General features: G+C 37.2%; 4 protein-coding genes and 1 pseudogene. All 5 read left to right on the top strand.

Features of this window, described 5'->3' with window-relative positions; all coding sequences use genetic code 11:
- Positions 1–412: OmpA family protein (locus ACNQGH_RS21445; RefSeq protein WP_417958060.1), on the top strand; the 412-nt coding region annotated here is incomplete at its 5' end.
- A 1605-nt stretch (positions 413–2017) separates the two neighbouring features.
- Positions 2018–9556 (top strand): DUF7507 domain-containing protein, encoded by a 7539-nt coding sequence (locus tag ACNQGH_RS21440; RefSeq protein ID WP_417958059.1) that lies wholly within the window; start codon positions 2018–2020, stop codon positions 9554–9556.
- Positions 9557–9721: 165 nt separating this feature from the next.
- Positions 9722–10630 carry a PorP/SprF family type IX secretion system membrane protein gene (locus tag ACNQGH_RS21435; protein WP_417958058.1) on the top strand — a complete coding sequence of 303 codons (909 nt, stop codon included), beginning with the start codon at positions 9722–9724 and terminating at the stop codon, positions 10628–10630.
- 10 nt (positions 10631–10640) lie between these two features.
- Positions 10641–11045: a flagellar motor protein MotB gene (locus ACNQGH_RS21430; protein ID WP_417958057.1), complete on the top strand. Its 405-nt coding sequence runs from the start codon at positions 10641–10643 to the stop codon at positions 11043–11045.
- Positions 11046–11081: 36 nt separating this feature from the next.
- Positions 11082–12149 (top strand): annotated as a pseudogene (locus tag ACNQGH_RS21425) (OmpA family protein); the annotation flags it as partial.

Below are 12149 nucleotides of genomic sequence, written 5' to 3'. Positions count from 1 at the left end.
ACCAATAGCATTGGAAAAATCAAAATGCAAAGTTACCGTTGGTGACGATTTGGGTAAATGTTTCGGTATAAAAATGATTTATTTCGACTTTGATAAATCCAATATCAGAGTAGAAGCCGCTATAGATTTGGAAAAAATATTAGATGTCTTAAGCCAATATCCCGATATGAAACTTGATATTCGCTCCCATACAGATAGTCGCGGAACTTTCAAATACAATGAAGCGTTATCAGACAGAAGAGCTAAAGCTACTATAAACTGGTTAATCAAAAATGGAGTTGATTCCAATAGATTGATTGGTAAGGGCTATGGAGAGACACAGCTTATTAACAAATGTGCTGACAATGTAAATTGTACAGAGGATGAACATCAATTCAACAGACGCAGTGAATTTATAATTACTGCTCTATAGTACAAGTTTGACATAAAAAGAAGATAATTTATAGTAATAAATTATAACAAACATAACCCTCGAAAGTTTCACTTTCGAGGGTTATTCATTTTAAATAGTAAACCTTTAACGAAATATCTAAAGTTTAAAAATAAATTCAAATTTCAAAGAAAGAAACTTCTATTTTTTTTATTGCAAAAATTCATGTTAATAATTATTTTATTTTTTTATGATTTTTAGAAAATTTTTGATAATTGATATTTATACTCTTTTTGGTTGCGGATTTTTCATAAAAAATATTCTAACATTATTAGTACTTAACTTATTTTAGAACAAAAAAAACGTTAAAATTTTAAATTCAAGATGTATTTTTTTCTTAAAAAATTACATTTCAACGAGTATTTAGGTTACTGGTAGAAAAAAAAAATCAATAGTACTTATTCTTTGTAACTTTGATTGTATAAAAAAAAGCTGTTAAACAACTTATAAAACAGTAAATTAATCTTACGAGGAGAAGATTCTTTAAACCCCAAAGAAGAAATCTTTCATCCCTGAAAAAATTTAGAAGCGACTAAGTTTTTAAGACTTTATTTTTGAAAGTTAAATTTACGATTGATTCAGAAAATGTTAATTAAAAAATTAACAAATTAAACTTCATTTTAAATAGTTTAAAAAACAGATAATTATCGTATAAGGAAAAACTCTTTAACCCCAAAAAAGAATGCTTTTATCCTTGAAAAAAATTTAGAGTTACTCCTAAATTTTAGGTTTTGCAATAATAAACTTACTATTGATTCAAAAAAGCGTTAATTAAAAAGTTACAGGTTAAACTACAATTTAACCAGTTTAAAAAATAAGTAATTACAATCCCAGGAAAAAGACTCTTTAACCCCAAAAAAGAATGCTTTCACCTTTGAAAAGTTTAGATCTACACCTAAGTTTTAGATTTTAATTTTGAAATAATAGATTTTATCTGATCAAAAAAGTGTCAATTAAAATTTACAGCTTAAACTACATTTAAATAGTTTAAAAATAAAAATGGATAATTACTGTACGAGGAAAAGACTCTTTGAACCCTATAAAAAGAAAGCTTTCGTCCCTGAAAAAATTTAGAAACACCCTAAATTTTTTAAATTTTATTTTGAAAGAATAAATTTATAATTAACTCAAAATGTGTACTAAAAATCAACATAAAAGTAATTATCCTTGCTTTTATTCAGATTTTAAAATAGAAACCGCCCCCCTAAAATCTATAATATTAGATATTTCTAAAAATTATAATTAAACAGAAAAATTATCACAAAATCAATTTATAAATAATAAATTAAAATTTGATTCTATGAATACAAAAACTACTTTCCATTTATTAGCTTTCTACATATTCGTTAGTAATCTATCTCCATTTGATGCTAAAATGCATTTGAATATGCTAAACTCCATTCCAACTTTTAAATCAGTAACAGTTATTTATTTTAAACCGATAATTAGCTGTTTAAGGGCGTCATTGATAAATATTTTTTCTAATGTTAATATAACCGGAAGTTCATCGAGAACTATTCATACGTCAAATCGTATTGCAAGCTACTTACAATCATTTCATTTTCTAACGATTTAAAACAAATCAATATGAAATCAACTTTTACTAATTCGACAAGATTATTTGCAATTTTTTTATTAAGCGTTTTAAGTTTCTCAACAGTAGTTGCACAAACAGTTCCGGACCCAAATACTTCATGTACATCCAAGGATCTAGAATTAGTTGGAGCGACTCTTACTGGAGGAGATTTATGCAACTCATGTCCTCAAAATACTACTATAACCCGAGCATTGACATTGTCCATCAATAATACAACTGGTTCAACAAGAACATCCTTTGCTTTTTGGGGGAATTTAGAAGAATATAGCGGTATCGATGGTTCATTAGTATCCACAATTCCAATTTCAGGCTGCCAAGGACCAATTCCTGGCCATACGATAACTGATTTAACCTTTGATAAAGTTTCATATACCTGTGGCAATACATTGATAATCACCAATTTATTTCTAGCATGGACTGATGCTGGAGTAGGAAGTACTTGTCCGTTGGATGCTGCCACAATTTCTCCAAAATGTGGAAAACTGCCTTCAATTCAAATCAATGCCGGTGTAAACGGTAAATTTTTTCTAACCAATTCCTCATGTGGCACAGCAAACGGAAAAATCGACTTAACTCCATTCGGTGGCACCGCCCCTTATACCTATTCTTGGACAGGTCCAGACGGTTTTACCGCTATTACGGAAGATCTTACTAATATAGTTGCAGGTACCTACGAAGTAACAATTACCGATGCTAACGGCTGTCCAGTTACAAAAAGTAGAACCATAACCGCTGCTCCGCCTACAATTGCTTTGTTTGCTCCGGTATCTACTATTACGGTAGCCTGTGGAGCTGTAGCCCCAAGCTCTCTGAATTACACTAACAACTTAACCGGAAATTGTTTAATCAGCGGATCTGTGAATTCTACACTTAGTTCTCAATCTCCAAGTGGTTCTTGTGGTGGAGACATAACAGAATCATGGACATTTACAGACATTTACTTAAGAACCATTACGGCATCAAGAGTTATCCATGTTAGCCCGGCGGCTTTGCCAACAATGACAGCGCCTGGCAATATTACTGTGGCTTGCGGGTCAATACCAGCAACGAGCACCATCAGCTTCAGCAATGGATTAAGTGGTGGCTGTCTAATCAGCGGAACATCAAATCCTTCCACTTTCTCCGCGACTCCTAACGCATGTGGCGGGGCCGTAACAGAAACTTGGACCGCTACAGATATTTGCGGAAGAACAATTACGGCTGTGTCAAGAACAATAACTGTTAACCCTGCGGCTTTACCAACAATGACAGCTCCTGGCAACATTACGGTAGCCTGCGGGTCAGTACCGGCACCGAGCACCATTAGCTTCACCAATGGATTAAGCGGTGGTTGTTCAATCGGCGGAACATCTAATCCTTCTACTTTCTCTGCTACTCCTAACGCATGTGGTGGAGCTGTGACCGAAACCTGGACTGCCACCGATATTTGTGGAAGAACAATTGCGGCTGTATCAAGAACAATAACTGTTAGCCCCGCGACTTTACCAACAATGACAGCTCCTGGCAATATTACTGTCGCTTGTGGGTCAATACCGGCACCGAGCACCATCAGCTTCAGCAATGGATTAAGCGGTGGTTGTTTAATAAGCGGAACATCAAATCCTTCCACTTTCTCATCCACTCCTAACGCCTGTGGTGGAACGGTAACACAAACCTGGACTGCTACCGATATTTGCGGAAGAACAATTGCGAGTGTATCAAGAACAATAACTGTTAATCCGGCTGCTTTGCCAACAATGACAGCCCCTGGCAACATTACAGTAGCCTGCGGGTCAATACCGGCACCGAGCACCATCAGCTTCAGCAACGGATTAAGTGGAGGCTGCTTAATAAGCGGAACATCAAATCCTTCCACTTTCTCTTCCGCTCCTAGCGCATGTGGCGGAACAGTGACACAAACCTGGACTGCTACCGATATTTGCGGAAGAACAATTGCGAGTGTATCAAGAACAATAACTGTTAATCCGGCTGCTTTGCCAACAATGGCAGCGCCTAGTAATATTACTGTCGCTTGCGGATCAATACCGGCACCGAGCACCATCAGCTTCAGCAACGGATCAAGTGGCGGCTGTTTAATCAGCGGAACATCAAATCCATCTACCTTCTCTTCCACTCCAAACTCATGCGGTGGAATTGTGACAGAAACCTGGACGGCTACTGATACTTGTGGAAGAACAGTTACAACTGTGTCAAGAACAATAACAGTTAGCCCGGCTGCTTTGCCAACAATGACGCCAACTGGCAACATTACAGTAGCCTGCGGGTCAGTACCGGCGCCAAGCACCATTAGCTTCAGCAATGGATTAAGTGGAGGCTGTTTAATAAGCGGAACATCAAATCCATCTACTTTCACAACTACCACACCAGGTTACTGTAACGGAAAAGTTATGGAGACATGGACTGCCACTGACATTTGTGGAAGAGCACTAGCTACTGTATCAAGAACTATTACCATAGATGACCAAACACTTCCTACCTTTACACCTCCAGCCAGTAGTATAATCTATAAAGATGCTAACTGTAATTACAACGCAGATCCAATAATAACTGGTACTGTTGAGGACCAGGCTGACAACTGTACCAGCAGACCCGACATTAAGCTTTCATTTAGTGATACCAGTTGTTTTGGTACCCAACAGGATTGGAATGTAAATTCAGGAAATGGTATACTGATCGATTTTGCCGTTGCAGGATTTGATGGACAAGCAGCGAGTGCCATTAAAAATATTGGTTTATCATTTAATACAAATCAAGGTATTGGCCATGCTGAAATCACTTTAGTGTCCCCTCAAGGACAGGCGATAATACTAGTTGGCCCATATTGCTCCGATCCTTCTTGTAGCGTTGACGGAGCCGCATCGTATGCTCCTGTATTCTATGAATCTGGTTATCCGCAATGGAATAATGTCAATAACCCAACTGGAGCAGGCAATTACGCCCCATTAGGAGGTACTTCGACAAACTCACAATACATCCCTGGATTTAATGGTTACATTTCAAATTTCAGCCAATTTACTGGGGAAATGAATGGAACCTGGAGGATTTTTGCCCGTAAACAAAGTACTGAAAATGGAACATTCAATATTAATAGTGTTTGTTTCACTCCTAGCGAAAAATGTGTTAATGATGACTTTATTATCAGACATTGGGCTGTTAGTGATGCTTGTGGCAATACCAAGACAGCGGATCAAATTATTTTGATAAAAGATAATATGGCACCAGTAGTTACATCCTGTGCCCACGATCAAACTATAGCTACAAATTCAAGTTGTAAAGCTTTAGTTCCCGACTTTACTACTGATATAACAGCAACTGATAATTGTACACCGGCAGCATCTTTAATTATAACTCAGTTTCCTCTTGCAGGTACTGAAGTCGGGTCAGGAACAACTACAATTACTTTAACCGTCAAAGATGCTTGCGGTAAAGAAACAACGTGTGAAGCCAAATTAATAGTGACAAACTATATTGTTGCCAATGACGATGCAGGGACAACTATTAATGGATATACAGGCGGCATTTCTTTTACCAACGTATTGACTAACGATCTGTTAAACTGTATTGCAGTTAATGTTAATGATGTCAATTTAAGCCTTATCAGTTCGACAAATACAGGTATTACGCTTTCCGGCACCAATGTGGTAGTGGCTCCAGGTACGCCAACAGGCAACTATACATTGACTTACGAAATCTGTGAGAAATTAAATCCAACAAATTGTGATACAGCTATTGTTACTGTTCCAGTATATGTTCCTTCCATAACGCTATTGAAAGATGGTATCTATGTTGACACTAATAATGACGGTATTACTAACGTTGGGGATACTATAAACTATAATTTTGTAGTTGCCAATACAGGTAGCTCAGCACTTTCAAATGTAACCATTACTGATATTAATGCAGTGGTTACTGGTGGGCCTATTGCTTCCCTTGCCGTTGACGCTTCTGACTCGACTACATTCTCTGCCGTTCATGCGATCACGCAAACGGATATCGATACCGGTTTTGTATACAACTTAGCAACTGCTATCGGTACACCTCCAGCCGGTCCAAATGTATCAGGTGATTCGTCCGACCCCACACCTTGTGCTTCTTGTCCGGTCAACCCTGAATGTCCGAATTGCACAATCACTCCATTGACACAAACTCCTTCAATAGTAATTACTAAAGACGGAACTTATGTGGATACTAATAATGATGGAATTACAAATGTTGGCGATGCTGTAACTTATAACTTTGTTGTTACCAATACAGGAAACGTGACTCTTATCAATGTAACCGTTACCGATACCAATGCAGTGGTTACTGGTGGGCCAATCACTTCTCTTGCCGTTGGTGCGACCGATGCGACTACTTTCTCAGCGGTGCATGCCATCACACAAGCGGATATCAATACCGGTTTTGTCTACAACTTAGCAACTGCTACCGCTACGCCTCCATCAGGTCCAAATGTAACAGACACATCGTCTGATCCTACACCTTGTACTTTCTGTCCTGTCAACCCTGAATGTCCGAATTGTACAATCACTCCGTTGACACAAACTCCTTCAATTGCAATTACTAAAGATGGAACTTACGTGGATGCGAATAATGATGGAATTACAAATGTTGGAGATACTGTAACCTATAACTTCGTTGTTGCCAATACAGGTAATGTGACATTAAGTAATATAACCATTACTGATGTGAATGCAGTGGTTACTGGCGGACCAATCGCTTCTCTTGCAGTTGGCGCTACCGATTCGACTACGTTCTCAGCGGTTCATGCCATCACGCAAGCGAATATCAATACCGGTTTTGTCTACAACTTAGCGATAGCAACTGGTACGCCTCCATCTGGTCCTAATGTAACAGACACTTCGTCCGATCCTACTCCTTGTACTTCCTGTCCTGTTAACCCTGAATGTCCGGATTGTACAATAACTCCGTTAACACAAACTCCTTCAGTAGTAATTACTAAAGATGGAACTTATGTGGATGCCAATAACGATGGAATTACAAATATTGGTGATACTGTAACTTATAACTTCGTTGTTACCAATACAGGTAATGTGACTCTTACCAATATAACCGTTACCGATACTAATGCAGTGGTTACTGGCGGGCCTATCGCTTCTCTTGCCGTTGGTGCTATCGATGCTACTACATTCTCAGCGGTTCATATAATAACACAAGCGGATATCGATACCGGTTTTGTATACAACTTAACAACAGCTACTGCTACTCCTCCGTCTGGTCCGAATGTAATGGATATTTCGTCTGACCCTACACCTTGTACTTCCTGTCCTGTTAACCCTGAATGTCCGGATTGTACAATAACTCCATTGACACAAACTCCTTCAATAGTAGTTACTAAAGACGGAACTTACATGGATACCAATAATGATGGAATTACAAATGTTGGTGATACTGTAACTTATAACTTTGTTATTACCAATACAGGTAATGTGACATTAAGCAATATAACCATTACTGATGTGAATGCAGTGGTTACTGGCGGACCAATCGCTTCTCTTGCAGTTGGCGCTACCGATACGACTACGTTCTCAGCGGTTCATGCTATCACGCAGGCGGATATCAATATCGGTTTTGTCTACAACTTAGCGACAGCAACTGGTACGCCTCCATCTGGCCCTAATGTAACAGACACTTCGTCCGATCCTACTCCTTGTACTTCTTGTCCTGTTAACCCTGAATGTACGGATTGTACGATTACTCCATTGACACAAACTCCTTCAATAGCCATTACTAAAGATGGAACTTACGTGGATGCCAATAATGATGGAATTACAAATATTGGTGATACTATAACTTATAACTTCGTTGTTACCAATACAGGAAACGTGACTCTTATCAATGTAACCGTTACCGATACTAATGCAGTGGTTACTGGCGGGCCTATCGCTTCTCTTGCCGTTGGTGCTACCGATTCGACTACCTTCACAGCCGTTTATACAATTACGCAAGCGGATATCAATACCGGTTTTGTATACAACCTGACGACAGTTACAAGTACCCCGCCATCCGGTCCAAATGTAACAGATATTTCGTCCGATCCTACTCCTTGTACTTCCTGTCCTGTTAATCCTGAATGTCCGGATTGCACCATAACTCAGTTAACACAAACGCCTAGCATAGCTTTAGTGAAAACGGGTATCTTTAGCGATACTAACAATGACGGATTCGCACAAGCGGGTGAAAAAATAAACTATACTTTCACCGTAACTAATACTGGTAATGTAACCGTAACCAATATTGTTATCACAGATCCATTGATTGGTTTGATAATAACTAATAGTCCGATTGCAAGTTTAGCCCCTGGAGCAATTAACAGTTCCGTGACTGGAGTTTATACCATCATGCAAGCCGATATTGATGCAGGTAAAGTAATCAACTCAGCTTTGGCTTCTGGCAAAGATCCTAAGGGAAATGATGTGACTGATATTTCTGGTACAACGATTACAAACAATACGCCAACCGTAACACTGCTCCCTCAGACAGCTGGTATCGCACTAGTCAAAACTGGTATCTTTAGTGATACAAATAATGATGGTTTCCCTCAAGTTGGCGAAAAAATAAACTATACTTTTACGGTAACCAATACCGGTAATGTTGTTCTATCCAATATCGTAATTACAGATCCATTGGTTGGATTGACAATAACCGGTAGTCCAATTGCCACATTAGCATCGGGTGCTTCTAATAATTCAGTGACTGGTATTTATACCATTACTCAAGCCGATATTGATGCTGGTAAAGTAACCAACTCTGCTTTGGCTTCTGGTAAAGATCCTAAAGGAAATGATGTAACGGATATTTCAGGCACAACGATTACAAACAATACGCCAACCGTTACCCTGCTTACTCAAAATCCAGGCTTAGAAGTAATTAAAACTTCCACTACCGAGAATTATAGTTCTGTAGGAGACATTATCAATTATACGATTGAAGTAAAAAATAGGGGTAATGTCACACTACATGGAATAGTTGTAACTGATCCATTAACCGGATTGAATACTACTATTCAAATATTAGCCCCAGGCGGCACTCAGCTATTTACTGAAAATTATACCGTAACACAGGAAGATCGAGTAAAAGGTTCTGTAACCAATATTGCCAATGCAAATGGCTTCACACCAAATGAAACTCCAGTAAGTGACTCAGATGATGCTGTTGTTGAAGCCAGTATTGTCTTAGGATGCGGAACTATAGTGGTTCATAACGCCTTCTCTCCAAATGGAGATGGAATTAATGAAAGTTTTGTAATAGACAATATTGATGATGTATTATGTTATCCAGATAATACAGTTGAAATTTACAATCGTTGGGGAGTATTAGTTTTTGAAACTAAAGGCTATAATAATACCAGTAAAGTGTTCAAAGGTATATCCGAGGGAAGAACAACTATTAGTCAATCCTCTGGTTTACCATCCGGTACCTATTTCTATATTTTGAATTATACCTTTATTGATGGTAATGGTGGTGTTCAGGCCAATAAAAAAGACGGATATTTATACCTTACTAAATAATTAAATTTAAAACCCTGGGGGACTACAAGGTCCTCAGGGTTTATAAAAGCAATATTATTAGCCTTATTTCACTAAATGACAAACTCTCTTATCCAATTTATCAACTGACCTTACTAACTTTTATAAATCAGTTCGATAGATAATTAAAAATAATAAACAGCTGCTATGAAAACAAAATTATTTTCTTTCGTTTTGATGTTTACAGCCATTGTAAGTTTTGCTCAACAAGATGCGCAATTTACGCAATACATGTACAACACAATAAATGTTAATCCCGCTTATGCTGGGTCTAGAGGCGCCTTAAGTATTTTTGCCTTACATCGTACGCAATGGGTTGGATTAGATGGTGCTCCGGTAACTAATGCGGTATCTATGAATACTCCTCTCAACGGAAATAATTTAGGATTAGGAGTATCGATTATAAATGATAAAATTGGACCTACTAAAGAGAATACCATCTCAGCTGATTTATCATATACTATTCCTACTTCGGAGACTTTTAGACTTTCCTTTGGGATTAAAGCGACGGCCAATCTTTTTGATTTGGATGTAACCAAATTAAATCCAGCGGATGATGACCCAGCCTTACATGATTATCATAATAAATTCTCTCCAAATATTGGTGCTGGTGTATATTGGCATTCTAACAAGGCTTATGTTGGATTCTCCGTTCCTAATTTTATACAAACCAATCGTTATGATGATAATGAGGTAGCTATTTTTAAAGAACAAATTAATTACTACCTGATTGCCGGTTATGTATTTGATTTGAATAATTATATTAAATTTAAACCCGCAGTTCTCACCAAAATGGTTGAAGGTGCTCCGCTTCAATTGGATGTGTCAGCCAATTTTATGTTTAATGACAAATTTGTGGTGGGAGTTGCCTATAGATGGAGTGCTGCATTGAGTGCCATGGTTGGATTTCAGGTTTCTGAAAGTTTGTATATCGGATACGGATATGATCATGAAACGACTAATTTAGACAACTATAATTCTGGTTCGCATGAAATTTTCCTGCGCTATGAATTATTCAGAAATAACAATAAAATTACGACTCCTAGATTCTTCTAAAAATAGATTTATGAAAAAATATATCTTCTTTTATATAACAATACTGAGTGTTTTTTCTTTGAAAGGACATGCTCAAAATTCAAAATTCTACGTGACCGATAAAATAAATGATAAATATGCCTATGTAGATGTCATAAAGACCTATGAGAGGGTCGCGGAAAAAGGGTATAAATCAGTGGATTTATTTAAAAAACTAGGGGATTCATATTACCAGAATGCAGAGTTAGACAAAGCCGCTAAATGGTATTGCGAATTGTTTGCCATGAATACCACAGATTTAGAACCGGAATATTATTATCAATATGCTACGTCTTTGAAATATATTGGTCAAAATGATACCGCCAACGAAATTCTCTTGAAATTAAAACAAAAATCGGAGGCGATAGCAGCGATAAAAATTCGAAAACAACGATAAAATCACAACTCTAAAATTCTTCTAAAAACAATTATTATGAAAAATATTATACTCCTTTACATAACAATAGTAAGTGTTTTTTCTTTTAACATTTATTCCCAAAAGGCAAGAGTAGTTGCAGCTGATAAAAAATATGACAACTATGCCTATGTAGATGCCATAAAAACCTACGAAAGGGTTGCTGAAAAAGGTTATAAATCCGCTGATATGTTTAAAAAATTGGGGAATGCCTATTACTTCAACGCGGAGCTGGACAAAGCCGCCAAATGGTATGGTGAGTTATTTGCGATGGACACCACCAATTTAGAACCGGAATATTATTATCGTTATGCTCAGTCTTTAAGATCCATTGGCGAAAATGATAAGGCTAATGAAATGTTGGAACAATTCAATCAAAAATCAGGAAATGATATTCGAGGAAAACTTTTCAAAAAAAACACCAATTATTTAGAAGCCATAAAAGCTAATTCCGGTAGATATGAGGTGGAAAATGTAGGTATTAATTCGAAATACTCTGATTACGGAACCGCTGTATATATGAATAAAATTGTATTTGCTTCAGCAAGAGATACAGGAAGTTTGGGACATAGAAAGCATGCTTGGACCAATCAATATTTTACCAATTTGTATACAGCTGATTTAGGAGATAACATGACTCCAAGCGCGGTTAAAAAGTTTGATAAAACCATAAATTCGAAGTTTCATGAAGCTACCCCTGCTTTTACAAGTGATGGAAAAACCATCTATTTTACCCGAAACAACTACCTTGATGGTAAAAAAGGAAAAGACGGAAATGACATTACTTTAATAAAAATTTACAAAGCCAGTTTAGAAAATGGCAAATGGGCAGAAATAGCTGAACTGCCTTTTGACAGTGACAATTATAGTACTGCGCATCCTGCTTTAAGTCCGGATGGAAAGATATTGTATTTTTCTTCTGATATGCCGGGAACAATTGGCCAATCGGATTTATTTAAAGTAAAAATTAATGATGATGGTAGTTTTGGCACACCGGAAAACTTAGGAACTACAATCAATACCGAAGGAAGAGAAACCTTTCCATTTGTAAATGATGAAAATGAACTTTATTTTGCCTCAGACGGG

The organism is Flavobacterium kochi (assembly GCF_048286715.1).
Taxonomy (GTDB): Bacteria; Bacteroidota; Bacteroidia; order Flavobacteriales; family Flavobacteriaceae; genus Flavobacterium.
Note: the sequence above shows the minus strand (reverse complement) of the source record. Positions and strands in the feature narration are given on the sequence as shown.